Source organism: Pseudomonas schmalbachii, assembly GCF_017589465.1.
Classification (GTDB): Bacteria; Pseudomonadota; Gammaproteobacteria; order Pseudomonadales; family Pseudomonadaceae; genus Pseudomonas; species Pseudomonas schmalbachii.
This window is the reverse complement of record NZ_JAELYA010000004.1, coordinates 165,886-192,067: the sequence shown is the minus strand read 5'-3', so window position 1 is coordinate 192,067 and position 26,182 is coordinate 165,886. Positions and strand designations below refer to the sequence as shown.

Here is a 26,182-nt window from a genome sequence, read left to right as displayed (position 1 = left end):
GATGGTGGCGGAAGCGCGGGGAGCGGAAAAATATTAAATATGTGGTCGGGACATAGGGAAAAGCTGGCTTGGCGACGGCAGTCGAGTAGGGCGGGTGCAACCCGCCACCAGCAGCAACCTGCAGAACCAGTTGGATGTGCAACGCCAGTCGCGGCAGATTGGCCAGCAGCGCTTCAGCCAGACCCAGAGGCAGTGGGGTGGTGGGCATTTCGGGGGTGGGAGGTTGCGGCGCTGAGCAGCCGCGATGAGGGGCGCTCCTACGGGCTGCAATGCCCACCGTAGGTTGGCGCTGAGCAACGCGAAGCCCAACATCGCCATCGTTGGGCTTCACTGCGTTCAGCACCAACCTACGCGAGTTCTTGCCCAGCCACGTAGTTACGCAGGATGCAAGACCGTTGCTCCTACGGATGTCCGATACGCCAGGTTATCCACAACCCTTGCCGCCCGTCCCTTCACCCCGGCAATATCTCCCCTCGCTCACCATCCCGGGGCATCCGTGACCGCTCTATTCCAGGCCCTCTGGCCGCTCTTCGCGCTGATCATCGGCGGCCATGCAATGCGTCGCACAGGCTTCCCCGGCGAAGCGTTCTGGCCGGCAGCCGAGCGTCTCAACTACTTCATCCTGTTCCCCGCCCTGCTGTTCAGCAGCCTGGCCAACGCGCCGCTGCACGATCCCGGGCTGGCCCGGCAGGCGCTGGCGGTGATGCTCGGGCTGGGCATCGCCTGGCTGGCGCTGCTGTGGATAAAACGCCTGCGCGGCTGGAGCGCCGCACGCTTCGGCGCCATCGCCCAGGGCGTGCTGCGCTTCAATACCTACCTGGGCCTGGCGGCGGTCGGCAGCATCTATGGCAAACCGGGGCTGACCCTGTCCGCGCTGATGCTGGCGCTGATGGTGCCGACGGTAAACGTGATGTCGGTGTGGGCGCTGAGCGCCGAAGGCGGCCACAGCGTCCGCGCACTTTTGCTGCCGATCCTGCGCAACCCGCTGATCCTCGCCTGCCTCGCCGGCGCCCTGCTCAACCTGGCCGGCTTCCACCTGGACGGCGGCAGCGAACGGCTGCTGAACCTGCTCGCCGCCGCCAGCCTGCCGCTCGGCCTGCTCTGCGTCGGCGCGGCGCTGCAGCCGAAGGAGTTGCGTGCCGAGCTGCCGGCGCTGGGCTGGAACTGCGCGATACGCCTGCTCGGCATGCCGCTGCTGGCCTTCGCCATCGCCCGGACACTGGGCCTGCCGCCGATGGAGAGCGCGGTTCTCGTGCTGTTCTTCGCCCTGCCCACCGCCCCGACCGCCTACGTGCTGACCCGCCAGCTCGGCGGCGACAGCCACCTGATGGCGGGCATCATCACCCTGCAGACGCTGCTCTCCGGCGCCAGCCTGCTCGGCATTCTTTGGCTGCTGCAGAGCGGAACGACCTGACCCTGGGAACTACCCGCATGGGTATCGCTGCGCTCAACCCATCCTACGAGCTGCAGACCGGAACGCCTTGATGGCGGGAACTACCCGTAGGATGGGTTGAGCTTGCGATACCCATCAATGGCAATCCCGGCAAGGGTATAGATCGCAGACGGGCACGTCCCTGTAGGAGCCAGCTTGCTGGCGATCAAGTCAGCCGGCTGCTCCGTAGTTGCCGTTGACTCCGGGATCGCCAGCAAGCTGGCTCCTACAAAAATCTCCCGCCGCTCCAGGCCCCCACATCCCTTCACGATCACCGGTAATCCCCGCGAAAGCTTGCTGAAAGCTTGACCGCCTAGCATCCGCACCATGTCGCCATCCGAGCGGCGCTTTCGCACAACAACAACAATGGTGATCGCCATGTTCCGTTCCGTACCCGCCTGCGCTCCGTCCATGCCGACCGGCGTTATCCACAGCATCCGCTGACCGTCCCCGCCGTCCGCCGCATCACGGAGTTATCCCCATGCTGACCCTGCTTGCCTTCGCCATGGTGGCGACCTTCATGTTCCTGATCATGACCAGGCGCCTGTCCGCGCTGATCGCCCTGATCCTGGTTCCCATCACCTTCGGCATTCTCGGCGGTTTCGCCGCCGGCCTCGGCCCGATGATGCTCGACGGCATCCGCACCCTCGCCCCCACCGGCGTGATGCTGATGTTCGCCATCCTCTACTTCGCCATCATGATCGACTCCGGGCTGTTCGACCCGGCGGTGCGCAAGATCCTGCGCCTGGTGAAGGGCGACCCGCTGAAGGTGTCGCTGGGCACCGCCGCGCTGGCGATGATCGTCTCGCTGGATGGCGACGGCTCGACCACCTACATGATCTGCGTGGCCGCCGTGCTGCCGCTGTACAGCCGCCTGGGCATGAGCCCGCTGCTGATGGCCTGCCTGATCATGCTCTCCAGCGGCGTGCTGAACATGACTCCCTGGGGCGGCCCCACCGCCCGTGCGGCCAGCGCGCTGCATGTCGATCCGGCGGACATCTTCGTGCCGATGATCCCGGCCATGCTCGCCGGCATCGCGGCGATCTTCGCCCTCGCCTGGGTCTACGGCAAACGCGAGCGCGTCCGCCTCGGCGAACTGCACCTGCCCACCGATGACGTGACGATGGCCGACGTCAGCGTCTCCCAGCATCCGGACGCCTGCCGCCCGCACCTGCTGTGGTTCAACGGCGCCCTCACCATCGTCCTGATGGGCACTCTCATCGCGGGCCTGCTGCCGATGCCGGTACTCTTCATGATCGCCTTCGGTATCGCGATGATCGTGAACTATCCCTGCATCATCGAGCAAAAGAAGCGCATCGCCGCCCACGCCGAGAACGTCCTGGCGGTGGTCTCGCTGATCTTCGCCGCCGGCGTGTTCACCGGCATCCTCTCCGGCACCGGCATGGTCGAGGCCATGTCCAAGTCCCTGCTGGCAGTGATCCCGCCGTCCATGGGGCCGTACCTGGCGACCATCACCGCGCTGGTGAGCATGCCGTTCACCTTCTTCATGTCGAATGACGCTTTCTACTACGGCGTACTCCCGGTACTCTCCCAAGCCGCCGCGCAGTACGGCATCACCCCGGTGGAAATGGCCCGCGCCTCCATCGTCGGCCAGCCGGTGCACCTGCTCAGCCCGCTGGTGCCGTCCACCTACCTGCTGGTGGGGCTGGCCAAGGTCGATTTCGGCGACCACCAGCGCTTCACCCTCAAGTGGGCCGTGCTGGTGTGCCTGGCAATCATGGCCGCGGCCCTGCTGCTCGGCCAATTCCCCCTGTTCAACGACTGATCGAGTAAGACTCAAATGGAATGGCTGACCAGCCCTGAAATCTGGATTGCGTTCTTCACCCTGACCGCCCTGGAAATCGTCCTCGGCATCGACAACATCATCATGATTTCCATCCTGGTCGGCCGCATGCCCAGGCACATGCAGCCGCGCACGCGCTTCTTCGGGCTGGCGCTGGCGATGGTCACGCGCATCCTGCTGCTGCTGTCGATCACCTGGGTGATGCGCCTGACCGCCGACCTGTTCCACGTCTTCGGCCAGGGCATCTCCGGGCGCGATCTGATCCTGTTCTTTGGCGGCCTGTTCCTCCTGTGGAAAAGCAGCACCGAGATCTACCACGGCCTGGAAGGCGAGGACGAGACCGAGGGTGAGCCGAAGAGCATGATGGGCGGCTTCGTCGGCACCATCATCCAGATCGCCATCATCGACATCGTGTTCTCGCTGGACTCGGTGATCACCGCGGTGGGCATGGTCTCCAACGTGCCGGTGATGGTCGCGGCGATCGTCGTCGCGGTGCTGGTGATGATGCTCTGCGCCGGCGCCATCAGCGACTTCATCGACAAGCACCCGTCGCTGAAGATGCTTGCCCTGTCGTTCCTCATCGTGGTCGGCACCGTGCTGATCGCCGAAGCCTTCGAGGTCCACGTGCCGAAGGGCTACGTCTACTTCGCCATGGCCTTCTCGCTCGGGGTGGAAGCGCTGAACATCCGCATGCGCACCGCGCTGCGCCGCAAGGAAGTCGAGCCGGTGAAGCTGCGCAAGGACATCATCGGCGAATGATCGCTCCCCGCGCGGCGCCGGTGCGTCGCGCGGTTTTCCCTTCCTTCCTTCGTCGCCGGCGCCGGATATCCGTCGCCATGGTGACGCCCGCCGCCCTCCCTGACGTCAAAAAGTTATCCACAACGCGGGCGAAATCGCCCGGGCGCGCTTAACTCAAGATCAGGGAATGCAAAAAAGACCCTGATGGATCAGGCGCTTGGCGAATCCTTGCGCGTTTCCGGGGTCTGAATATGACATCTGGATGACATTCAGCCTGACCGTCGTCGCTTCATTGCCGCCTATGGGAGTGAAGCGCCACGGAAGCGAGGGGGGCTCGCCATGCTGAAACTGCTCGATCTGCTCTCCGCCGTGGCGCTGCTGGTATGGGGCACCCATATCGTCCGCACCGGCATCCTCCGCGTCTACGGCGCCAACCTGCGCCGCGTGCTCAGCCACAGCGTGCAGCGACGACCGCTGGCCTTCGCCGCCGGCATCGGCGTCACCGCCCTGGTGCAGAGCAGCAACGCCACCGCCCTGCTGGTCACCTCCTTCGTCGCCACCGGCCTGATGGCGTTGTCCCCGGCGCTGGCGATCATGCTCGGCGCCGACGTCGGCACCGCGCTGATGGCGCGGGTGCTGACCCTCGACCTGTCGTGGCTGTCGCCGCTGCTGATCTTCTTCGGCGTGATCCTCTTCCTGACCCGCAAGCAGACGCGCCTCGGCCAGCTCGGCCGGGTGTTCATCGGCCTCGGTCTGATCATCCTCGCCCTGCAGCTGATCGTCGCCGCCGCCACGCCGATGACCCAGGCCAAGGGGGTCAAGGTGCTGTTCTCCAGCCTCACCGGCGATGTGATGCTGGACGCCCTGACCGGCGCGCTGTTCGCCATGATTTCCTATTCCAGCCTGGCCGCCGTGCTGCTCGCCGCGACCCTGGCGACGTCCAAGGTGATCTCGCTGAAAGTCGCGCTGTGCCTGGTGATCGGCGCCAACCTCGGCAGCGGCATCGTCGCGCTGATCAGCTCGGCCTCGCAGAACGCCGCCGGCCGCCGCGTGGCCCTCGGCAGCCTGCTGTTCAAGCTCGCCGGCTGCGCCCTGGCGTTGCCGCTGGTGGGGCCGCTGGCCAAGTGGGTGGACGGCTGGCCGTTCCGCACCCAGGAACTGGTGATCGCCTTCCACGTGCTGTACAACGCCGTGCGCTGCCTCGCCTGCCTGCCGCTGACCCACCACATGGCGCGCTTCTGCACGCTGGTCATGCCCGACCGGGAAACTCCCGAGACCACCGCGCGCCCGCGCCATCTTGACCCAGCGGCGCTGGACACGCCGAGCCTGGCGCTGGTCAACGCGGTGCGCGAAACCCTGCGCATGGGCGACATCGTCGAGCAGATGCTGAATTACCTGCCGCAGGTTATCCACAACGGCGACGCGCTGATCGCCAAGCAGATCCGCAAGCTCGGCGACGATGTCGACGCCCTGCACACGGGGATCAAGCTGTACCTGGCGCGCATGCCGCGCGAGGACCTCGGCGAGCGCGACAGCCAGCGCTGGGCGGAGGTGATCGAACTGACGATCAACCTGGAGCAGGCCGGCGACATCATCGAGCACATGCTCGGCGCCATCCAGGACAAGAAGACCTCGCGCAGCCGCTCGTTCTCGCGCAACGGCCTGGAGGAAATCAGCGCCCTGCATGCGCAACTGGTGAGCAACCTGCGCCTGAGCCTGTCGGTGTTCCTCAACGGCGACCAGGAAGGCGCCAAACGCCTGCGCCGGGCCAAGCAGCGCTTCCGCCTGCAGGAACGGCGCTTCGCCCATTCCCATGTCGAACGCCTGCGCCAGCAGGTGGTGCAGAGCATCGAGACCAGCTCGCTGCACCTCGACCTGATCAGCGACATGAAGCGCCTGAACTCGCTGTTCTGCGCCATCGCCTACGCGGTGATGGAGCACCCGGAATCCGCCGGCAAGGACAGCGACGAACTGCTCGACGAGCTGGCGGATATGGAGCGGGAGGAGCGCGAGGCAGCCGACTTCGGCGAGCCACCGGCGGAGAGGAAAACCGGCGCGTTCGCCGACCATGAAGTTATCCACAGCCCGGCCCGGGACGCCTCCTGAACTGACGGCCTATCGACCAAAGGCGATAGCCCGGGGAGCCGGATGGCGGTAGGTTCGTGGCTGGCAGTCCGCTATCCTTGTTCGGCTTCGTTTTTCAGGCATTGCTCATGCGTTGGTTGCTGGTCCCCCTGCTGTTGCTGTCGTTCGGTTCCTGGTCGCAGGCGGATTCGCGCTCGACAGTGGCCGCCTTGCAGATGGAAAACGGCATGGGCATGGTCCTCAAGCCAACCCGCGTGCGCGGCCATGTGTCGATCCGCCTGATCGTCGGCGTCGGCTTCTCCGACTTCCCGTGCAAGGAACGCCAGCTGCCGCACCTGATGGAGCACCTGTTCTTCAGCGGTCTGGACGGCGGCGACGAGGCCAATCTGGAAGCGCGCATGCAGGGCCTCGGCGGGCAGTGGAACGCCTTCACCAGCGAAGGCGATACCGCCTTCGTCATCGAGGCGCCAGCCAGCAGCCAGCGCCAGGTGTTCGACCTGCTGCTGCAGGCGATCACCCGAACCCAGCTGGATGCGCAGAAGATCGCCTCGGCCAGGCAGGTCCTCGAACGCGAGGAAGGCGGCCGCTACTCCCACCTGCAGCGCTGGCTGGATCACCAGAACATCTCCCGTGCCGGGCAGGAACAGCTGGCCGTGGAACTCGGGCTGGCCTGCCCGGAGCGCCCGCCTGTGGATAACCTCAGTCAGGCGCAACTGGAGCAGCTGCGCAAGGACTGGTACGTACCGGAGAACATGACGCTGATCGTGGTCGGCGACATCGACCGCAACCTGCCGCTCTACCTGAACCGCACCTTCGGCCGCCTGCCCGACCACGCCACCCCGGAGCGCCGCGAATTGCCCGCCATGAAAGGCACGGCGGAACGGCGCCGTACCCTGACCAAGGGGCTGTTCGGCGAAAGCGCGGTGGTGCACTGGATCTTCCCCGAGCCGGAGAATGCCGACGGTTCGGCCCTGACGCTGCTGCAGTCCTATCTCGACGACACCCTGTATGCCGAACTGCGGGTACGCCGGGGTCTGTCCTACGGTCCGTGGAGCGAACGCACGGCGTGGGCCAACCAGGGCTTCCTCAGCCTGAACGCGGATGTCGATCGGAGCGACCAGCCGGCCACCGAAGCGGCTCTGCGCAAGGTGGTGGACGACATCCGCCAGCACGGTCTGGACCCGCAGCGCTTCTACCGCATCAAGCGCGCGGCGCGGGCGCAACTGGGCTGGAGCACGCCGAGCAATGCGACGCTGGCCGATTATTACTGGGGAGCGCTGGGCGACTACGACAACGGCCAGTTCCCCAACGAGGACCTGCGTCTCGCCCGGGTCAGCCTGAAAGAGGCGAACAAGGTCGCGCAGCAGCTATTCGGGAACGAAGGTTATCTGCGCATCGAGAAACCGCTGCTGGATGACGACATGGCCTATCCGTTGGGAGGCGCGGCGGTATTTCTGGGTGGGGGATTGCTCTGGCTGGGACTGCGCCGCCGGACTTGAGCGGCGCAGGAAGGAGGAAGGGCTGACGGCCGTTACAGCTCCAGGCAGCGGGTCACCTGGCAGGCATCGTGCGGGTTGAGCACCGCGTGGAAGCCAAGCTTGCCGGCCAGTTCACGCATGCGCGCATCGGCTGCGGAATCGTAGGAGACCATCTGCTCGAAGCCGTTGCGCCGCGCCACGTCGATCAGATGACGCATCAGTGCCAGGTCCAGGCCAAGCCGCTGCCAGTCGTCGGCGATGGTCACCGCGCATTCGCACTCGCGCCCGTCACCGGTATCCGCATAACGGCTCACACCGATCTCGCGCAGCTCGCCATCGTCGTGCACCAGGGCGATGAACGCCATGGAGTGCGCGTAATCCACATTCATCAGGTGGTCGAGCAGCGATTCGCTGACCTTGACCTCGCCCTGGAAACGCAGGCGACGGGTGACCGGGGACAGGCGATTGAGGAAATCCCGCTCGCGATCACGGTCTTCCGCACGCAGTGGACGGATCAGAACGTGACTGCCGTCGTCGAGTTCTTCGATCCAATGATCGCCCGATACAGCGGCGAACTTTTCGGCTACTGCGTTGGCTTGGCTAGTCGGCATGATGTGCCTCCAAAGGGGTAGTGGGATTTGAATTCCACCTTTGTACGCTTCCCCTCGCCGGCCCCCGTTGACTGACGTCAAACCGCTCCGGCTAACCGCCTGTCCGACAGGATATTCGCCATCTTTGGCAGATATGCCATCAGCCGAAGAACCAGTAGCACACCGCAATGGAGGCCAGCACCCCGGCCAGGTCGGCGAGCAGCGCACAGCCCACCGCATGTCGCGCACGCTGGATACCGACGGCACCGAAGTACACCGCCAGCACATAGAAAGTGGTTTCAGTACTGCCCTGGACGGTGGCCGCCAGCAGCGCCGGGAAACTGTCCACACCGTGGTTCTGCATGGTTTCCAGCAGCATGGCGCGCGCGGCGCTGCCGGAGAACGGCTTGACCAGCGCGGTGGGCAGGGCGTCGACGAAGCGGGTATCCCAGCCGAACCCCTCGGCCGCCCAGCGCAGGCCGTCGAGCACTCCTTCCAGTGCCCCGGAAGAGCGCAGCACGCCGACCGCGCAGAGCATCGCCACCAGATAGGGCAACAGGTTCCTGGCGACGTCGAAGCCTTCCTTGGCGCCGTCGATGAAGGTTTCGTAGACCGGCACCTTCTTCAGCCTGCCGAGGACCAGGAACAGCACGATCAGGCTGAACAGGGTCAGGTTGCCGAGCAGCGAGGAGAGGTGCGCCAGCGCGACGGAAGACATGCCGGCGAGCAGCGCCATGAAGGCGCCGAGCAGCAGCGCGCCGGGGATCAGATAGGCCAGCACCACCGGGTCCCACAGGCGCAAGCGCTGCACCACGGCCACCGAGAGCAGGCCAGCGAGGGTCGAGGCGCTGGTGGCCAGGAGGATCGGCAGGAACACCAGGGTCGGGTCGGGCGCCCCCTGCTGTGCGCGGTACATGAAGATGGTCACCGGCAGCAGGGTCAGCGACGAGGCGTTGAGCACGAGGAAGAGGATCTGCGCGTTGCTCGCCGTGTTCTGGCTCGGGTTGAGCTCCTGCAGGGCCTTCATCGCCTTGAGGCCGATGGGAGTGGCGGCGTTGTCCAGGCCCAGGCCGTTGGCGGCGAAGTTGAGGGTGATCAGGCCGATGGCCGGGTGGCCGGCCGGCACTTCCGGCATCAACCGGCGGAACAGCGGTCCCAGCAGCCGCGCCAGCGCGTCCACCAGGCCGGCCTTCTCGGCGATGCGCAGGAAGCCGAGCCAGAGGGTCAGGGTGCCGAACAGCAGGACCATCACTTCGACCGACAGCTTGGCCATGGCGAACAGGCTTTCCACCATGGCGGCGAACACCGTCGCCTCGCCACCGAGCAGCCAGCGCGCCAGCGCCGTCACCGCGGCGACCACGAAAAAGCTCAGCCAGAGGCCGTTGAGCATGATTCCTTTCCCCCATTGCGAATGGCCCGGATGATAGCGGCCCGGACCGCCCCGGCGCCAGAAACGCCAAGGCCCCGGACAATGCCGGGGCCTTGTGGATAACTTATCGCAGCGTAGGAGCGTAGGTTGGCGCTGAGCGCAGCGAAGCCCAACATCTGCCGAACCGTTGCACCGTTGGGCTTCGCAAGCTCAGCACCAACCTACATCGCTGCACTCTTGTTGCCTTCCAGCAGCTCTTCCGTGTTGCCTTGCTGCACGGCGGCCCAGAAGCGCTCGCCCTTCTTCTGGTCGTAGACGCCTTCCCACTTCGACACGACCAGCACGGCCAGCGCGTTGCCGATCACGTTCAGCGCGGTGCGCGCCATGTCCATGATGCGGTCCACGCCGGCGATGAAGGCCAGGCCTTCCAGCGGGATGCCGACGCTGCCGAGAGTCGCCAGCAGCACCACGAAGGACACGCCCGGCACGCCGGCGATGCCCTTGGAGGTCACCATCAGGGTCAGCACCAGCATGATCTGCTGGCCGATCGACAGGTCGATGCCATACAGCTGGGCGATGAAGATCGCCGCGATGCTCTGGTACAGGGTCGAGCCGTCGAGGTTGAAGGAATAACCGGTGGGCACCACGAAGCTGCTGACCGCCTTGGGCGCGCCGTAGGCCTCCATCTTCTCGATGATGCGCGGCAGCACGGTCTCGGAGCTGGCGGTGGAATAGGCCAGCACCAGCTCATCCTTGAATATGCGCATCAGCCGGGTGATCGAGAAGCCGAACAGGCGCGCCACCAGGCCAAGGACCATGAAGGCGAAGAAGGCGATGGCGAAGTACACCAGCACCACCAGCTTGGCCAGCGGCAGCAGCGAGGCGAAGCCGAAGTTGGCGACGGTCACCGCGATCAGCGCGAACACGCCGATGGGCGCGTAGCACATGATCATGTGGGTGACGCGGAACATCGCTTCGGCGACGCCCTGGAACATCTTCACCAGCGGCTCGCGGGTCGGCGCCGGCAGGGACGACAGGCCGAGGCCGAACATCACCGAGAAGAAGATGATCGGCAGCATCTCGCCACGCGCCATGGCGGCGAAGATGTTCGACGGGATCAGGTTGAGGATGGTGGCGATCAGCGCGTGATCGTGCTGCACCTCCTGGGCGGTCTGCTTGTACTGGGAGATATCCACAGTACCCAGGGTGCTCATGTCGATGCCGGCGCCGGGCTGGAACACGTTGGCCAGCAGCAGGCCGACGACGATGGCGACGGTGGTGATGATCTCGAAGTAGAGGATGGTCTTCAGACCGATGCGGCCGAGCTTCTTCGCGTCGCCCATGCCGGCGATGCCGACCACCAGCGAGGCGATCACGATCGGTACCACGATCATCTTGATCAGGCGGATGAAGATGTCGCCGGCCGGCTGCAGGATATTGCCGATCCACCAGGCCTTGTCGGCCGCATCGATGTTGTGGAGTACGGCGCCGAGCGCGATACCGACGAACAGACCGATGACGATCTGCCAGGCCAGGCTGAGCTTGGATTTGCCCATGTGAGTCACCCTTGATTCTTGTGGAAGCCGGGAGTCCGCTGTGCCGGCGGAGTGCCCGCGGCCAGCGAAAAAAGGGCGCAATCATTCATACGCCCTCCTCCTGCGTCTAATGCCTTAAATGGCTACCCCATGCGTAATCGGCATAGGGAAAAGCAAACAAAACCATGGTTCCAGCTTCATCCAGAGTTGATTTCCGGCATGGGTTGCCGGGCTGGAGCCCGCTTGCGCGGAGGCATGGAAAGCCGTCTAGGCTGGAACAGTCCGGCCGTCACTGGCTGTCGTCCCTGATAAGGAGGAGCTCCCGATGAAGAAGATCCTGGTCCTGTACTACTCGATGTACGGACATATCGAACGCATGGCCGAAGCCGTGGCTGAAGGTGCCCGCAAGGTTCCCGGCGTCGAAGTGACCATCAAGCGCGTGCCGGAAACCATGCCCGAGGACATCGCCCGCAATGCCGGTGCGAAGCTCGACCAGAAGGCTCCGGTGGCAAGCGCGCAGGAACTGGCGGACTACGATGCGATCCTGTTCGGTTCGCCCACCCGCTTCGGCAACATGGCCGGGCAGATGCGCACCTTCCTCGACCAGACCGGCGGCCTGTGGGTAAAGGGTGCGCTGATCGGCAAGTTCGCCAGCGTGTTCACCTCCACCGGAACCGGCGGCGGTGGCGAAACCACCATCACATCCTTCTGGCACACCCTGGCGCATCACGGGATGGTGATTGTAGGACTGCCCTACAGCGCGCCGGAATTGACTGATATCAGCGAACTGCGAGCCGGCTCGCCGTACGGCGCGGCGACCATCGCCGGCGCGGATGGCTCGCGCCAGCCAAGCGAGAAGGAACTGGCCCTGGCGCGTTTCCAGGGCGAACACGTGGCGGGGCTGACCGTCCGTCAGCAATGAGGCGGCGCGAGATATCCACAGGCGCTGGTCCTGGCCGCTGACGGGAACGGGAAATATTCCGCAGTACTGGTGGAGGAAACGCTGCCAGTGGGGAATCGGGATGGAGTGCGTACGACAGGCTTGCAGGAAGGAACATGGTGCCTGATCCGTTGCGGATTCAGGCCCTTCGGAGTCCACGCGGCACCGTGCGAACACGCTGATGCGTGGACTCCGTCGCGGCCTTTCTCCCGGCCCGGCCCGCCGTAGCGGAGGTACCCCCTGTACCCCTGGGTCGCTCCGGACCGACATCATCCAGAGCGTCCCGGCCCCCTGGCCGTGCGCCCGTCATCCGACCGGGCTGCTCCATGTTTCGTTCCAGCCTCTGCTGGATTATTTCAGGCAATTGTCGTGCCGTATTTGCAAGGCCTAGCCACTGCGCCGCCCCATGATGAAGGAGACGATGAACAGCACCAGGAACAACACGAAGAGAATCTTGGCGATACCCGCCGCGGTGCCGGCGATACCTGCGAAACCAAGTACGCCGGCAATGATTGCGATGATCAGGAATGTCAGTGCCCAGCTCAGCATGGGGTTTCTCCTCTTCTGCGCTTTCGAACTGGAGCGAAACCGCAGGTCGCTCCCTTGTGCTTTTCGACGCACACCGCATGCCATCTGTTTGACCTTGAGTTTTTACTTTTCAATCAACTACTTAACAAAAACACCCGGGACGCATCCTGCACGATTCCTCTCTGTCGGTCGTGCGTTTTGCAATCTTTCCCCGTGGTTTTCCTCCGCTTTCCGCTGGCGCCTCTTACCTGCAACTTGCACGAATTTTCTTTGACTAAGAAACAACCAAGGAAAAAAGACGAGGAACCACCCGAATGGAACCAACTGAGCAGCAGGGACGAATTCTTCTGGTCGACGACGAGGCTGCGATTTTGCGTTCCTTCCGCTACTGCCTGGAGGACGAAGGCTACAGCGTCGCCACCGCCAGCAGTGCCGCCCAGGCCGATGCCCTGCTGCAACGCCAGGTGTTCGACCTGTGCTTCCTCGACCTGCGCCTCGGCGAGGACAACGGCCTGGACGTGCTGGCGCGGATGCGCATCCAGGCGCCATGGATGCGCGTGGTGATCATCACCGCGCACTCGGCGGTGGATACGGCGGTGGACGCCATGCAGGCCGGCGCCGCCGACTACCTGATCAAGCCGTGCAGTCCCGATCAGCTGCGACTGGCCGCCGCCAAGCAACTGGAAGTGCGCCAGCTGACCGCGCGCATCGAGGCACTGGAAGGCGAAATGCGCCAGCAGAATGGCGTGCTCGAATCGCAGAGCCCGGCCATGACCGCGGTTCTCGAAACCGCGCGGCAGGTGGCCTCCACCGATGCCAACATCCTCATCCTCGGCGAGTCCGGCTCCGGCAAGGGCGAGCTGGCGCGGGCGATCCACGGCTGGAGCAAGCGCGCGAAGAAGGCCTGCGTGACCATCAACTGCCCGTCGCTCAGCGCCGAACTGATGGAAAGCGAGCTGTTCGGCCACAGCCGTGGCGCTTTCACCGGCGCCACCGAGAACACCCTGGGGCGCATCAGCCAGGCCGACGGCGGCACCCTGTTCCTCGACGAGATCGGCGACTTCCCGCTGCCCCTGCAGCCCAAGCTGTTGCGCTTCATCCAGGACAAGGAATACGAGCGGGTGGGCGACCCGGTGACCCGTCACGCCGACGTGCGCATCCTCGCCGCGACCAACCGCGACCTGGCGGCGATGGTCGCCCAGGGGCAGTTCCGCGAGGACCTGCTGTATCGCCTGAACGTCATCGTCCTCAACCTGCCGCCCCTGCGCGAACGCAGCGAAGACATCCTCGGCCTGGCCGAGCGCTTCCTCGCCCGCTTCGTCAAGGAATACGGCCGGCCGGCCCGTGGCTTCAGCGAAGAGGCCCGCAACACGCTGCGCCAGTACGGCTGGCCCGGCAATGTTCGTGAGCTGCGAAACGTCATCGAACGCGCGAGCATCATCTGCAATCAGGAGATCATCGACAGCGAACATCTCGGACTGCAGGAACAGGACGGCAACAATGCGCCGCGTATCGGCGAACCGCTCAGCCTGGAGGAACTGGAGAGGGCGCACATCTCCGCGGTGATGGCCACCAGCGCCACCCTGGATCAGGCGGCCAAGATCCTCGGGATCGATACTTCCACCCTCTACCGCAAGCGCAAACAGTACAACCTGTGAACCTGCCCATCCCGATGACCCTGCGCACGCGGCTGTTCCTCAGCATCTCGGCGCTGATAACGGTCGCTCTGCTGGGGCTGCTGCTCGGGCTGTTCAGCGTCGTGCAGATGGGGCGGGATCAGGAAAAGGGTATTGCGCAGAACTTCGCCACCATCGAGATCAGCCAGCGCCTGCGCCAGGCGCTGGGCGACCAGCTGGTGGTGATCCTCAGCGAGAAGCCGAACCCGGCCCGCCTCGCCAGTGCCCAGGAGCAGTTCCGCACGGCCCTCGAACAGGGCAGCGGGCAGGCGCAGAACGAAACGGAGCGGCAGCTCTACGCCGAAATCGACCGGGCCAGCCGCTCCTTCATGGAGGATGCGACGCTGGCGGGCCTGCCGCACCCGAACCTGCTGGATGACGACGAACTCAGCCGCGGCCTCGATCTTCTCCGTGGCCGACTGCAGGCGTTGTCCGAATATGCGTTCCAGAACATCGCCAGCAGCGAACGGCAATCGCGCAACCGCGCCTGGCTGAGCGCCGGGCTGCTGGGCATCGTCGGCATCGCCATCCTGCTGATCGGTTTCGTCACCGCGCACAGCATCGCCCGTCGCTTCGGTGCGCCCATCGAGACCATGGCGAAGGCGGCGGACAAGATCGGCCAGGGCGATTTCGACGTCACCCTGCCGATTTCCACCGTGGCGGAGATGGCCTCGCTGATCCGCCGTTTCGGCCTGATGGCCGAGGCGCTGCGCCAGTACAAGGCGACCAACATCGAAGCCCTCGACCAGGGGCGCAAGCGCCTGCAGGCGGTGCTCGACAGCATCAACGACGGCCTGGTGATACTCGACCGCATGGGCCGGGTCGAACACGCCAATCCGGTCGCCATCCGGCAGCTGTTCTCCCAGGGCGATCCGCAGGGACGCGAACTCGGCAGCATCCTCGACAACCCGGATCTGGCCGAGACGACCCTGCACGTACTGCGCGGCGGCACCCAGGAGGGCACGCCGGAGGACCTGACGGTGGAGATCGACGGCGAAACCCGTCTGCTGGCCTGGAGCATGACCGCCGTGACCCATGACGATGGACGCAACATCGGCGCGGTGATGGTGGTTCGCGACGTCACCGAGCAGCGCAACTTCGAGCGCGTGCGCAGCGAGTTCGTCCTGCGGGCTTCCCACGAGTTGCGCACACCGGTGACCGGCATGCACATGGCCTTCGGCCTGCTGCAGGAGCGCCTGAAGTTTCCCGCCGAATCCCGCGAGCAGGACCTGATGCAGACGGTCGACGAGGAAATGCACCGGCTGGTCCGGCTGATCAACGACCTGCTGAACTTCTCGCGCTACCAGAGCGGCCTGCAGAAGCTCGAACTGCAGCCGTGCCAGGTGCCGGAGCTGCTTGGCGAAGTCCGCAAGCGCTTCGCCGAGCAGGCCGAAAGCCGCGAGATCCGCCTGGAACTCGACGCCGACGACACGCTGCCCAACCTCAACCTCGATCACCTGCAGATCGAGCGGGTACTCGACAACCTGCTGGGCAACGCCCTGCGGCACACCCCATCGGGCGGCGAGATCCGCATCCAGGCCCTGCGCCAGGGCGAGCGCCTGGCCATCGCCGTGGAAGACTCGGGCGAAGGCATTCCCTACAGCCAGCAGGGACGGATCTTCGAACCTTTCGTCCAGGTCGGCCACAAGAAAGGCGGGGCGGGGCTTGGGCTGGCGCTGTGCAAGGAGATCGTGCAACTGCACGGCGGGCGCATCAGCGTGCGCTCGCAGCCGGGCAAGGGCACCCGCTTTTCCATCTCGCTGCCGCTAACCTGACGTCCTCAGGATGTGGGGACGGCCAGCAGCAGGGCCGCGGTTTCCAGATCCGGCTGGCCGTCGAACAGTTGCTGCCGGTAGCGCATCTGGAAGGCGGCGATCACGTTGCGCGTCGCCTGGTCCAGTTGCCCGTTCTGCGGTATCGCATAGCCATGCCGGGCGAGTTCCTGCTGGAACCAGCCCGCGCTCGGCAACTGCCCTTTCAGCTCGGCGAGATGACGCAGCACATCGGCCGGTTTCGGCCAGTGGATAAGTCCGGCATCGGCCAGGCGCTTCCAGGGGAACAACGGCCCCGGATCGACCTTGCGCTGCGGGGCGATGTCGCTGTGGCCGAGGATGTGGTCGGGGGTGATGCCCTGGCGCTTGACGATGTCCTTGAGCAGCAGGATCAGCGCGTCGATCTGCGCGTCCGGGTATGGCGCCCAGATGCGCCCGTCCGGTGTCTCGCGATAGCCGGGATTGACCAGCTCGATGCCGATCGAGGTGGCGTTCAGCCAGGTACGACCCTGCCACTCGCTGGCGCCGGCGTGCCAGGCCCGGCGGTTCTCGTCGACCAGTTGGTAGATGGTCGGCGGGTCGTTGCCGATCAGGTAGTGGGCGCTCACTTCAGCGTGGGTCAGCAGGGACAGCGAGCGCGCCTGGTTGGTCGAGGTGTAGTGGATGACCACGTACTGCACGCGGCTGTCCTGGCTGACCGCGACGTGCGAGGTGTCGATGCGCAGCCCCTTGTCGGCGCAACCGACGAGTAGCAATGCGGCGAGGGCAACGAACAGATGACGCATGTCGGCTCCCGTGGATCAGCTGATGTGCAGGACGCTACGCAGGTTCTCGAGGAGCATGTTGACACTGAGCATGATCAGCAACATGCCGGCCAGGCGCTCCACCGCGGTCAGGCCGCGCGGCCCGAGGAAGCGCTGGAGGAACGATGCCTGCAGGAGGATCAGCGCCGTTGCCGCCCAGGCCAGGATCACCGCCAGGTAAAGCTCCCACAAGGGACCAGTGTAGGTAGTGCGCAGGGTGATCAGCATCGCCAGCGCCGACGGCCCCGCCACCGCCGGGGTGGCCAGCGGCACCAGCAGCGGTTCGTTGTCCGGCATGTCGCCGAGCACGCCCTGGGGCGTCGGGAAGATCAGGCGCATGGCGACGACGAACAGGATGATCCCGCCGGCGATCCCGGTGGCTTCCCGCGACAGGCCGAGCCCGGTGAGGATGTGTTCGCCGAGGGTCAGGAACAGCAGCAGCAGGCCGAGGGCGAGCAGCAGTTCGCGCAGCGCTACCTTCAGGCGTCGCTCTGCGGGCACCGACTTCAGCGCGGCAAGGAATACGGCGATGTTGCCGAACGGGTCAGTGATCAGAAAGATCAGGATGGCAACGCCAAGCATGTCCCTGGACTCCGGTGAAAAGCCCCGGCGTCATTGCGCCGGGTTTGCAGGGCTGTGGATAAGCCCTGTGAATACGTTGGCGAGCCGAACGCTTCCTGGTTCGACCTTGAGGATAGAAGATATCCACAAGAAGGCGGCCATCTGACAGGAAAGCGGTCCGCCGGCCTGGCAGGCGAACCGCTCCGTGCATCAGGGCTTCCTGATCTTTTCCGGGCGCTTCCAGCCCTCGATCACCCGCTGTTTGCCGCGGCCCACCGCCAGGGTGTTCGCCGGCACATCGCTGGTAATGGTCGAGCCCGCGCCAGTCGTGGCTCCGGCACCGATTTCCACAGGCGCGACGAGAGAGCTGTTGGAGCCGATGAAGGCATTCTCGCCGATCACCGTACGGAACTTGTTGGCCCCGTCGTAGTTGCAGGTAATGGTGCCGGCGCCGATGTTGGTGTCCTTGCCGACTTCGGTGTCGCCCAGGTAGGTCAGGTGGCCGACCTTCACGCCGTCGTTCAGATGCGCGTTCTTCAGCTCGACGAAGTTACCCACATGCGCGCGCTGCTCCAGCACGCTGCCGGGACGCAGGCGCGCGAACGGACCGACATCGGCACCTTCGCCGACCACAGCACCTTCCAGGTGGCTGTTGGCCTTGATGACGGCGCCCCGACGCAGGGTGCTGTCCCTGATCACGCAGTTCGGGCCGATGGAAACCTCGTCCTCGATCACCACCTTGCCTTCAAGGATCACGTTGATGTCGATCTGCACATCCCGGCCGACGCTCACCTCGCCGCGCACATCGAAGCGCGCCGGATCGAGCAGGGTCACGCCCTGGGCCATCAGGCGGCGGGCGATGCGCTGCTGGTGATGGCGCTCCAGCTCGGAAAGCTGCAGGCGATCGTTGGCGCCTTGTACTTCCATGGCATCCTGCGGCTGGGCGGTCGCCACGCGCAGGCCATCAGCCACGGCCATGGCGATGACATCGGTGAGGTAGTACTCGCCCTGGGCATTCTGGTTGGACAGACGCCCCAGCCAACCGGCCAGACGTTCGCGCGGAACGGCGAGAATGCCGGTGTTGCCCTCGCGAATCGCACGTTGCTCAGGCGTCGCGTCCTTCTGCTCGACGATGGCGCGTACTTCGCCATTGTCGTCACGCAGGATGCGTCCGTAGCCGGTAGGATCGGCCAGCTCGACGGTGAGCAGGGCCAGTTGCAGCAGCGTGGACTCCTGCAACAGGCGCTCCAGGGTCGGTTGCTCGATCAGCGGCACATCGCCGTAGAGGATCAGCACCTTGTCGGCCTCTAGGAACGGCAGCGCCTGGGCCACCGCGTGGCCGGTGCCGAGCTGTTCGGCCTGCAGCACGAAGTTGAGGTCGTCCGCCTGCAGACTCTCGCGAACCCGCTCCGCACCATGTCCGATCACCACGTGAATGCGCTGGGGATGCAGCTTGCGCGCAGTATCGATCACATGGGCCAGCATCGGTTTGCCGGCGATGGGATGAAGAACCTTCGGCAGCGCCGAACGCATACGCGTGCCCTGACCGGCAGCGAGGATGACGACTTCTAGGGACATGGGGAAAAGGACCGTTCCTGGTATGTACGGGAAAACCCGCGAAGTGGAAAAAGAAAAAGGGTAGCCAAGGCTACCCTTTTCCAATTTGTCGCTGAAGCCCTCGGGCTTCCGCGCCGACTCAGCCGCTTACTTCCTGCGGATCTGCTGGACGGTACGCAGCTGGGCTGCGGCTTCGGCCAGACGGGCTGCAGCGGAGCCGTAGTCGAACTCGGAGCCCTTGTGGCTCAGAGCCTTCTCGGCTTCCTTCAGGGCGGTCTGGGCAGCCGCTTCGTCGAGGTCGCTGGCGCGAATCACGGTGTCGGCGAGAACCTTCACCATGTTCGGCTGGACTTCCAGGAAGCCACCGGAGATGTAGAACACCTCTTGCTCGCCACCCTGCTTGACCAGACGGATCGGACCCGGCTTCAGCTCGGTGAGCAGCGGCGCGTGGCCCATGGCGATACCCAGATCACCAAGGGAGCCGTGCGCAACGACCAGCTCGACCAGACCGGAGAAGATTTCCCCTTCGGCGCTGACGATGTCGCAGTGGACTGTAATAGCCATACCCTTGCCTCTCGTAACCGGCCACATGGAAGCCCGAAGGCTTCATGCGGCCTGGTAAGCGCCCGTTGCCGGGCGCAGGGATCACATCTTCTTCGCTTTCTCGATGGCTTCTTCGATGCCGCCGACCATGTAGAACGCCTGCTCCGGCAGGTGGTCATAGTCGCCGTTGAGGATGCCCTTGAAGCCAGCGATGGTGTCCTTCAGGGAAACGTACTTGCCCGGGGAACCGGTGAAGACTTCGGCCACGAAGAACGGCTGGGACAGGAAGCGCTGGATCTTACGAGCGCGGGCCACCAGCAGTTTGTCGGCTTCGGACAGTTCGTCCATGCCGAGGATCGCGATGATGTCTTTCAGTTCCTTGTAGCGCTGCAGAACGTACTGCACGCCACGAGCGGTGTCGTAGTGCTCCTGACCGATCACCAGCGGGTCCAGCTGACGGGAGGTCGAGTCCAGCGGGTCCACGGCCGGGTAGATACCCAGCGAGGCGATGTCACGGGACAGTACGACGGTCGCGTCCAGGTGGGCGAAGGTGGTCGCCGGGGACGGGTCGGTCAGGTCATCCGCAGGTACGTATACGGCCTGGATCGAGGTGATCGAGCCTTTCTTGGTGGAGGTGATGCGCTCCTGCAGAACGCCCATCTCTTCGGCCAGGGTCGGCTGATAACCTACTGCGGACGGCATACGGCCCAGCAGTGCGGACACTTCGGTACCGGCGAGGGTGTAACGGTAGATGTTGTCGATGAACAACAGTACGTCACGGCCTTCGTCACGGAACTTCTCGGCCATGGTCAGGCCGGTCAGTGCAACGCGCAGACGGTTGCCCGGCGGCTCGTTCATCTGGCCGTAAACCAGGGCTACCTTGTCCAGTACGTTGGAGTCCTTCATCTCGTGGTAGAAGTCGTTACCCTCACGAGTACGCTCGCCCACACCAGCGAACACGGAATAACCGCTGTGCTCGATGGCGATGTTACGGATCAGCTCCATCATGTTCACGGTCTTGCCTACACCGGCGCCACCGAACAGACCGACCTTACCGCCCTTGGCGAACGGGCAGACCAGGTCGATTACCTTGATGCCGGTTTCCAGCAGGTCGTTACCGCCGGCCTGATCGGCATAGGAGGGAGCTTCGCGGTGGATACCCCAGCGCTCTTCTTCGCCGATGGGACCGGCTTCGTCGATCGGGTTGCCCAGTACGTCCATGATCCGGCCCAGGGTCGCTTTACCGACCGGTACGGAGATGGCTGCGCCGGTGCTGTCCACGCCCAGGCCACGCTTGAGGCCTTCGGTGGAACCCATCGCAATGGAACGAACCACGCCGTCGCCCAGCTGCTGCTGAACTTCCAGGGTGGTTTCGACGCCCTGGACCTTCAGGGCTTCATAGATGTTCGGCACTGCATCGCGCGGGAATTCCACGTCGATTACGGCGCCGATGATTTGAACGATACGTCCGCTACTCATGTCTGGTTCCTCTGAATTTTGAACCTGTTCTTACACCGCGGCAGCGCCGCCGACGATTTCCGAGATTTCCTGGGTGATCGCCGCCTGACGCGCCTTGTTGTAGATCAGCTGCAGTTCGCTGATCAGCTCGCCGGCGTTGTCGGTAGCGTTCTTCATTGCAATCATCCGGGCCGCCTGCTCACAGGCGTTGTTCTCAACCACGGCCTGGTAAACCTGGGATTCCACGTAGCGAACCAGCAGGCCATCCAGAAGGGCCTTGGCATCGGGTTCGTAGAGGTAGTCCCAGTGATGCTTCAGGTCCGCGTTGTCATCGGCCACCAGCGGAACCAGCTGTTCCACGGTCGGCTTCTGCGTCATGGTGTTGACGAACTTGTTGGAAACCACATACAGGCGGTCGATACGGCCGTCCAGGTATGCGTCGAGCATGACCTTCACGCTACCGATCAGGTCGTTGATCGACGGCTCCTCGCCAAGGTGACTGATGGCTGCGACTACGTTGCCGCCATAGTTCTTGAAGAAGGACGCACCTTTCGAACCGATCACGCACAGATCGATGTCCACGCCTTGCTCGCGCTTGGCACTCATGTCTTTCACGAGCGCCTTGAACAGGTTGATGTTCAGGCCGCCGGCCAGGCCACGGTCGGAACTCACCACGATATAGCCGACGCGCTTGACTTCGCGCTCGACCATGAACGGATGGCGATACTCCGGGTTGGCGTTGGCCAGATGGCCGATCACCTGACGAATGCGCTCGGCATAGGGACGGCCAGCAGCCATGCGCGCTTGAGCCTTGCGCATCTTGCTGGTCGCCACCTTGTTCATGGCATTGGTGATCTTTTGCGTGCTTTTGATGCTCGCAATCTTGCTGCGAATCTCTTTTGCGCCTGCCATTTGACACCTATCGGGTTAGCAGGCGGGGGCCTGTGAAGGCCCCCGCTGCGGCTTACCAGGTTTGGGTGGCCTTGAACTTCTCGATACCGGCTTTGAGGCCAGCGTCGATTTCGTCGTTGAAGTCGCCCTTCTCGTTGATCTTCGCCATCAGTGCGGCGTTATCACGGTTGAAGTAGGCGATCAGGGCCTGCTCGAAAGCACCAACCTTGGTGACGTCCACATCAGTCAGGTAGCCGCGTTCAGCTGCGTACAGCGACAGGGACATGTCCGCGATGGACATCGGCGCGTACTGCTTCTGCTTCATCAGTTCGGTAACGCGCTGACCATGGTCCAGCTGCTTGCGAGTGGCTTCGTCCAGGTCGGAAGCGAATTGGGCGAAGGCCGCCAGCTCGCGGTACTGAGCCAGAGCGGTACGGATACCACCGGACAGCTTCTTGATGATCTTGGTCTGGGCCGCGCCACCAACACGGGATACCGAGATACCGGCGTTGACCGCCGGACGGATGCCCGAGTTGAACATTGCGGTTTCCAGGAAGATCTGACCGTCGGTGATGGAGATCACGTTGGTCGGAACGAACGCGGAAACGTCGCCAGCCTGGGTTTCGATGATCGGCAGAGCGGTCAGGGAACCGGTCTTGCCAGTCACGGCGCCATTGGTGAACTTCTCGACGTACTCTTCGGAAACACGGGAAGCGCGCTCCAGCAGACGGCTGTGGAGATAGAACACGTCGCCCGGATACGCTTCGCGGCCCGGCGGACGGCGCAGCAGCAGGGAGATCTGGCGGTAGGCAACGGCCTGCTTGGACAGGTCATCATAGATGATCAGGGCGTCTTCACCGCGGTCGCGGAAGTATTCGCCCATGGTGCAGCCGGAGTACGGAGCCAGGTATTGCAGGGCTGCCGATTCGGAAGCACTGGCAACGACCACGATGGTGTTGGCCAGGGCGCCGTTCTCTTCCAGCTTGCGCACGACGTTGGCGATGGTCGATTGCTTCTGACCGATAGCCACGTACACGCACTTAATGCCGCTGTCTTTCTGGTTGATGATCGCGTCGACAGCCAGGGCGGTCTTGCCGATCTGACGGTCACCGATGATCAGCTCGCGCTGGCCACGGCCGATCGGGATCATCGCATCGACGGCCTTGTAGCCGGTCTGTACCGGCTGATCGACCGACTTACGCCAGATCACGCCCGGGGCGACTTTCTCGATGGCGTCGGTAGCCTTGGCATCGATCGGGCCTTTGCCATCGATCGGGTTGCCCAGTGCGTCGACGACGCGACCCAGCAGTTCCGGACCAACCGGTACTTCCAGGATGCGGCCGGTGCACTTGGCATTCATGCCTTCTTTCAGGCCCTGGTATTCACCCAGAACCACGGCACCAACGGAGTCCTGCTCCAGGTTCAGCGCCATACCGTAGACGCCGCCCGGGAACTCGATCATTTCGCCGTACATGACGTCGGCCAGACCGAAGATGCGCACGATACCGTCGGACACACTGACGATGGTGCCTTCGTTGCGCGCTTGCGAGGCTACATCGAGTTTCTCGATGCGCCCCTTGATGATTTCACTAATTTCGGAAGGATTGAGTTGCTGCATGCCGCTGCCCCTTCAAACTCAAGATTTCAACGCTTCGGCCAGTTTCGCGAGCTTGCCGCTAACCGAGCCATCGATTACCAAGTCACCGGCGCGGATCACCACGCCGCCGATCAGGCTCGCGTCTTCCGACGCATGTAGCCGCACTTCGCGACTGAGCCGGGCGCTGAGGGCCTTGGCGAGTTTGTCCTGCTGTTCCTGGCTCAGGGCGAAGGCGCTAGTGACCTCGACCTCAACCAGTTTTTCCTGCTCGGCCTTCAGCTGTTCGAACATCTCGGTGATGGTCGGCAGCAGGTCGAGCCGTTTGTTTTCAGCCACTGTCCGGATGAAGTTCTGGGACGAAGCGATGAGCTTGTCGCCACAAACCTCGATCAGGCTTTCAGCCTTGGTCGCCGCGGTCAGCTGAGGCTCTTTGAGCAGCTGGCGCACGGTGTCGTCCTGCGACACTGCGGCCACCACGCCCAGCGCAACGGACCATTCGGCCAGTTGCTGGTGGGCATGCGCGTACTCGAAAGCCGCCTTCGCGTAAGGACGGGCCAACGTGGTCAGTTCTGCCATATCGCCCTCGCTTAGATCTCGGCGGCCAGTCGATCAACCAGCTGCTGGTGCGCATTGGCGTCGATCGAAGCGCCCAGGATCTTCTCGGCACCGCTGACAGCCAGGGCACCCACTTGGGCACGCAGGGCGTCTTTGACGCTGTTGATTTCCTGTTCGATTTGCGCCTGGGCCTGGGCCTTCAGGCGTTCGCCTTCGGCATGGGCCTGTTCGCGGGCTTCATCGACGATCTGGTTAGCGCGTTTTTTCGCTTGCTCGACGATTTCAGCCGCCTGTGCCTTGGCTTCGCGCAGTTGCTGACCCGCTTTCTCATGGGCCAGCTCCAGATCGCGAGCCGCACGGTTGGCAGCATCAAGGCCGTCGGCAATCTTCTTCTGACGCTCCTGCAGAGCCGCGATGACCGGAGGCCATACAAACTTCATGCAGAAGATGACGAAGATGGCGAACGCAATGGCCTGGCCGATCAGAGTTGCATTAATGTTCACGCCAACACCTCGCTCGTTCGTTGTCAGTCCAATTCCCGGTAGCCGGGAATTACTGGGCTACCTGAGCAATGAACGGGTTAGCGAAGGTGAAGAACAGCGCGATACCAACACCGATCATGGTCACGGCGTCGAGCAGACCGGCGACGATGAACATTTTCACCTGCAGCATCGGAACCATTTCCGGCTGACGAGCAGCGCCTTCCAGGAATTTGCCGCCCAGCAGGCCGAAGCCGATAGCGGTACCCAGAGCGCCCAGACCAATCAGCAGAGCAACGGCGATAGCAGTGAGTCCAACTACAGTTTCCATTTTTCCTCCCGACTTTTTTGTCGTGTTGGTTAAAGGTTGAAGCAAGTTAAGTGAAACTTTCTTTCAGCAGAGGGGATTTCCCCTCCCGCCCGTTCGGGCAACCCCTTCCTCGCGAAAGGGGTTCATCAGAACCGAGGTATCAGTGGCTGTCTTCGTGCGCCATCGACAGGTAGACGATGGTCAGCATCATGAAGATGAACGCCTGCAGGGTGATGATCAGGATGTGGAACACCGCCCACGCCCAGTTCAGCACTACCCCCATGCCGCCAAGCCACAGCAGGCCGCTGCCGAACATCACGGCGATGAGGATGAAGATCAGCTCGCCGGCGTACATGTTGCCGAACAGACGCAGTGCCAGAGACACCGGTTTGGCGATCAGAGTCACGAACTCCAGCAGGAAGTTCACCGGGATCAGGATGATCTGCACCAGCATGTTGCTGCTGTGGAACGGATGCAGGGTCAGTTCGCCGAGGAAGCCGCTGATGCCCTTGACCTTGATGCTGTAGAAGATGATCAGGGCGAACACCGAGATGGCCATGCCGAAGGTGGCGTTCGGGTCGGTGGTGGAAACCACGCGGAAGAACAGGTGCTCGTTGCCGGTGATCTTCGCGGCCAGAAGCGGCAGGAAGTCGACCGGCACCAGGTCCATCAGGTTCATCAGGAAGATCCAGACGAACACGGTCAGGGCCAGCGGGGCGATCAGCGGGTTACGGCCGTGGAAGGTGTCCTTCACACTGCCATCGACGAACTCGACCATCACTTCTACGAAGTTCTGCAGGCCGCCAGGCTGACCGCTGGTTGCCTTCTTGGCTGCCATGCGGAAAAGGAAGATGAATACCAGGCCGAGGAATACGGACCAGCCCAGGGTATCGACGTGGAATGCCCAGAAGCCCATTTCCTTGGCTTGCTCGGCTGTGTGGGCGAACCCCCAATCACCGCTGGGCAGACGACCGAAGGTCAGGTTCTGCAAGTGGTGCTGGATGTAACCCGAAGCGCTTTCTGCTGCCATGTTTGCCTCAATCGCTCTAAGGTCTTGTAAATGTGTTTCTCATCAACAGGGGTGCACACCAGCTGACCATGAGGGTCAGAAGGTAGACGCCAAACAGGGACAATGCCTCGATTGGCTTCACTCCCACGAACACCAGTGCGAACAGCACTGCTGTCAGAATCAGTTTTCCAGCTTCACCCGCGTAGAACGAGCGAACGATCAGGCGGGCCGATCGCGCGCCGCTGTAACGGAACGCCTTGTACGCGAAATACAGATTCGGCAGCCAGGCGATCAGGCCACCTAGCAAGGCCGAGTAACCAGCAACCGTTCCCCGGGACAACCAGAGGACTGCCGCAGCGAAAAGCACCACCACCAGCTGGACGAGCAACAGGCGCGAAGCCGGTTGGTGATGGAAGGGCAGGCGGTTCGGCGTGCGGGTTTCCATCTGGCTCACAGTCCTCTGGTGTCGGCT

The 26,182-nt window shown here is 63.7% G+C and carries 25 protein-coding genes; 8 read left to right on the top strand and 17 right to left on the bottom strand.

Annotated elements, in window-relative coordinates:
• Positions 1 to 496 precede the first annotated feature (496 nt).
• The gene (locus tag JFY56_RS12115) at positions 497 to 1,414 is read left to right on the top strand and encodes an AEC family transporter (RefSeq protein WP_328824868.1); all 918 of its coding nucleotides are present in this window, start codon (positions 497 to 499) and stop codon (positions 1,412 to 1,414) included.
• A gap of 80 nt (positions 1,415 to 1,494) precedes the next feature.
• On the opposite strand, the gene JFY56_RS12110 is transcribed toward JFY56_RS12115, so the two are convergent.
• Positions 1,495 to 1,812 (bottom strand): hypothetical protein, encoded by a 318-nt coding sequence (locus JFY56_RS12110; protein ID WP_208314002.1) that lies wholly within the window; start codon positions 1,810 to 1,812, stop codon positions 1,495 to 1,497.
• 101 nt (positions 1,813 to 1,913) lie between these two features.
• On the opposite strand from JFY56_RS12110, the gene JFY56_RS12105 reads away from it, so the two are divergent.
• From JFY56_RS12105 to JFY56_RS12090, 4 genes are all read left to right on the top strand, one after another.
• The gene (locus JFY56_RS12105; protein WP_208314001.1) at positions 1,914 to 3,218 is read left to right on the top strand and encodes a CitMHS family transporter; all 1,305 of its coding nucleotides are present in this window, start codon (positions 1,914 to 1,916) and stop codon (positions 3,216 to 3,218) included.
• Positions 3,219 to 3,233: 15 nt separating this feature from the next.
• Positions 3,234 to 3,995: a TerC family protein gene (locus JFY56_RS12100; protein WP_208314000.1), complete on the top strand. Its 762-nt coding sequence runs from the start codon at positions 3,234 to 3,236 to the stop codon at positions 3,993 to 3,995.
• 318 nt (positions 3,996 to 4,313) lie between these two features.
• The gene (locus tag JFY56_RS12095; RefSeq protein WP_208313999.1) at positions 4,314 to 6,080 is read left to right on the top strand and encodes a Na/Pi cotransporter family protein; all 1,767 of its coding nucleotides are present in this window, start codon (positions 4,314 to 4,316) and stop codon (positions 6,078 to 6,080) included.
• 107 nt (positions 6,081 to 6,187) lie between these two features.
• Positions 6,188 to 7,558 carry a M16 family metallopeptidase gene (locus JFY56_RS12090; protein WP_208313998.1) on the top strand — a complete coding sequence of 457 codons (1,371 nt, stop codon included), beginning with the start codon at positions 6,188 to 6,190 and terminating at the stop codon, positions 7,556 to 7,558.
• A gap of 32 nt (positions 7,559 to 7,590) precedes the next feature.
• Here JFY56_RS12090 and JFY56_RS12085 read toward each other — a convergent pair whose 3' ends face one another.
• From JFY56_RS12085 to gltP, 3 genes are all read right to left on the bottom strand, one after another.
• Positions 7,591 to 8,148, bottom strand: a complete 558-nt coding sequence (locus tag JFY56_RS12085; RefSeq protein ID WP_208313997.1) for a GNAT family N-acetyltransferase — start codon at positions 8,146 to 8,148, stop codon at positions 7,591 to 7,593.
• Positions 8,149 to 8,287: 139 nt separating this feature from the next.
• Complete coding sequence (locus JFY56_RS12080) at positions 8,288 to 9,517, bottom strand: nucleoside recognition domain-containing protein (protein ID WP_208313996.1); 1,230 nt, start codon at positions 9,515 to 9,517, stop codon at positions 8,288 to 8,290.
• Between the two features lie 200 nt (positions 9,518 to 9,717).
• Positions 9,718 to 11,052 (bottom strand): glutamate/aspartate:proton symporter GltP, encoded by a 1,335-nt coding sequence (gltP, locus tag JFY56_RS12075; RefSeq protein WP_208313995.1) that lies wholly within the window; start codon positions 11,050 to 11,052, stop codon positions 9,718 to 9,720.
• Between the two features lie 304 nt (positions 11,053 to 11,356).
• Here gltP and wrbA point away from each other — a divergent pair, with 304 nt between their 5' ends.
• Complete coding sequence (gene wrbA / locus JFY56_RS12070) at positions 11,357 to 11,953, top strand: NAD(P)H:quinone oxidoreductase (protein ID WP_208313994.1); 597 nt, start codon at positions 11,357 to 11,359, stop codon at positions 11,951 to 11,953.
• Between the two features lie 405 nt (positions 11,954 to 12,358).
• Here wrbA and JFY56_RS12065 read toward each other — a convergent pair whose 3' ends face one another.
• Positions 12,359 to 12,520: a DUF1328 domain-containing protein gene (locus JFY56_RS12065; protein WP_208313993.1), complete on the bottom strand. Its 162-nt coding sequence runs from the start codon at positions 12,518 to 12,520 to the stop codon at positions 12,359 to 12,361.
• 293 nt (positions 12,521 to 12,813) lie between these two features.
• Here JFY56_RS12065 and algB point away from each other — a divergent pair, with 293 nt between their 5' ends.
• Together algB and JFY56_RS12055 are read left to right on the top strand one after the other, a co-directional pair.
• Complete coding sequence (gene algB, locus JFY56_RS12060; protein ID WP_208313992.1) at positions 12,814 to 14,157, top strand: sigma-54-dependent response regulator transcription factor AlgB; 1,344 nt, start codon at positions 12,814 to 12,816, stop codon at positions 14,155 to 14,157.
• 2 nt (positions 14,158 to 14,159) lie between these two features.
• Positions 14,160 to 15,950 carry an ATP-binding protein gene (locus JFY56_RS12055; protein ID WP_236032640.1) on the top strand — a complete coding sequence of 597 codons (1,791 nt, stop codon included), beginning with the start codon at positions 14,160 to 14,162 and terminating at the stop codon, positions 15,948 to 15,950.
• 5 nt (positions 15,951 to 15,955) lie between these two features.
• On the opposite strand, the gene JFY56_RS12050 is transcribed toward JFY56_RS12055, so the two are convergent.
• The 12 genes from JFY56_RS12050 to JFY56_RS11995 form a co-directional block, all read right to left on the bottom strand.
• Entirely contained in the window at positions 15,956 to 16,732 is a 777-nt protein-coding gene (locus JFY56_RS12050) for an N-acetylmuramoyl-L-alanine amidase (protein WP_208313991.1), read from the bottom strand.
• 15 nt (positions 16,733 to 16,747) lie between these two features.
• Positions 16,748 to 17,332 (bottom strand): MarC family protein, encoded by a 585-nt coding sequence (locus JFY56_RS12045; protein WP_208313990.1) that lies wholly within the window; start codon positions 17,330 to 17,332, stop codon positions 16,748 to 16,750.
• 189 nt (positions 17,333 to 17,521) lie between these two features.
• The gene (gene glmU / locus JFY56_RS12040; RefSeq protein ID WP_208313989.1) at positions 17,522 to 18,889 is read right to left on the bottom strand and encodes a bifunctional UDP-N-acetylglucosamine diphosphorylase/glucosamine-1-phosphate N-acetyltransferase GlmU; all 1,368 of its coding nucleotides are present in this window, start codon (positions 18,887 to 18,889) and stop codon (positions 17,522 to 17,524) included.
• A gap of 126 nt (positions 18,890 to 19,015) precedes the next feature.
• Positions 19,016 to 19,432 carry a F0F1 ATP synthase subunit epsilon gene (locus JFY56_RS12035; protein WP_208313988.1) on the bottom strand — a complete coding sequence of 139 codons (417 nt, stop codon included), beginning with the start codon at positions 19,430 to 19,432 and terminating at the stop codon, positions 19,016 to 19,018.
• Positions 19,433 to 19,513: 81 nt separating this feature from the next.
• Positions 19,514 to 20,890 (bottom strand): F0F1 ATP synthase subunit beta, encoded by a 1,377-nt coding sequence (gene atpD / locus JFY56_RS12030; protein WP_208313987.1) that lies wholly within the window; start codon positions 20,888 to 20,890, stop codon positions 19,514 to 19,516.
• 30 nt (positions 20,891 to 20,920) lie between these two features.
• The gene (gene atpG / locus JFY56_RS12025) at positions 20,921 to 21,781 is read right to left on the bottom strand and encodes a F0F1 ATP synthase subunit gamma (protein ID WP_208313986.1); all 861 of its coding nucleotides are present in this window, start codon (positions 21,779 to 21,781) and stop codon (positions 20,921 to 20,923) included.
• A 52-nt stretch (positions 21,782 to 21,833) separates the two neighbouring features.
• Positions 21,834 to 23,378 carry a F0F1 ATP synthase subunit alpha gene (gene atpA / locus JFY56_RS12020; RefSeq protein WP_208313985.1) on the bottom strand — a complete coding sequence of 515 codons (1,545 nt, stop codon included), beginning with the start codon at positions 23,376 to 23,378 and terminating at the stop codon, positions 21,834 to 21,836.
• 18 nt (positions 23,379 to 23,396) lie between these two features.
• Positions 23,397 to 23,933: a F0F1 ATP synthase subunit delta gene (locus JFY56_RS12015; protein WP_208313984.1), complete on the bottom strand. Its 537-nt coding sequence runs from the start codon at positions 23,931 to 23,933 to the stop codon at positions 23,397 to 23,399.
• An 11-nt stretch (positions 23,934 to 23,944) separates the two neighbouring features.
• A complete protein-coding gene (locus tag JFY56_RS12010; RefSeq protein ID WP_208313983.1) occupies positions 23,945 to 24,415 on the bottom strand; it encodes a F0F1 ATP synthase subunit B in 471 nt (156 codons plus the stop codon).
• A 49-nt stretch (positions 24,416 to 24,464) separates the two neighbouring features.
• Complete coding sequence (atpE, locus tag JFY56_RS12005) at positions 24,465 to 24,722, bottom strand: F0F1 ATP synthase subunit C (RefSeq protein WP_003457994.1); 258 nt, start codon at positions 24,720 to 24,722, stop codon at positions 24,465 to 24,467.
• Positions 24,723 to 24,861: 139 nt separating this feature from the next.
• Complete coding sequence (gene atpB, locus JFY56_RS12000; RefSeq protein ID WP_208313982.1) at positions 24,862 to 25,731, bottom strand: F0F1 ATP synthase subunit A; 870 nt, start codon at positions 25,729 to 25,731, stop codon at positions 24,862 to 24,864.
• A 16-nt stretch (positions 25,732 to 25,747) separates the two neighbouring features.
• Positions 25,748 to 26,155 (bottom strand): F0F1 ATP synthase subunit I, encoded by a 408-nt coding sequence (locus tag JFY56_RS11995; RefSeq protein ID WP_208313981.1) that lies wholly within the window; start codon positions 26,153 to 26,155, stop codon positions 25,748 to 25,750.
• Positions 26,156 to 26,182 lie beyond the last annotated feature (27 nt).